1 protein-coding gene is annotated in these 380 nt (G+C 66.3%); it reads right to left on the reverse strand.

Annotated features, from left to right (window positions below; genetic code table 11):
• Positions 1-380: ATP-binding cassette domain-containing protein (locus tag AB3U87_RS22525; RefSeq protein ID WP_394150683.1), on the reverse strand; the 380-nt coding region annotated here is incomplete at both ends.

Here is a 380-nt window from a genome sequence, read left to right on the forward strand (position 1 = left end):
GCCGCGGCGATCTCCTCTCGGCTCGCATCCGGCTTGCTCATCGCGATATTATCGCGAATGGTGCCCGGGAGGATCAGGGGCGATTGCCCTACCCAGGCTGCGAGCGGCGCGATCGAACCGCCCGGCTCTATCGCCGTGTCGCCGACGAAGATTTGGCCGGCAGTGAGCGGCGCAAGCCCCAGGAGGATGTGCAGGAGGCTGCTCTTGCCACTTCCCGATGGCCCGACCAGCGCCACCGTTTCGCCTGACGCTATTTCCAGGCAGAAATCCGACACCGCGGGTCCCGCGCTGCCGGCATAGCAGATGGAGACGTTGCGAAAGCTGATCGCGGGTGCACCAGGTCCGACTGGCAGCTCCTGGGCCGCCACCTCTGGACCATG

It is taken from the genome of Erwinia plantamica (assembly GCF_043420595.1).
Classification (GTDB): domain Bacteria; phylum Pseudomonadota; class Gammaproteobacteria; order Enterobacterales; family Enterobacteriaceae; genus Erwinia; species Erwinia aeris.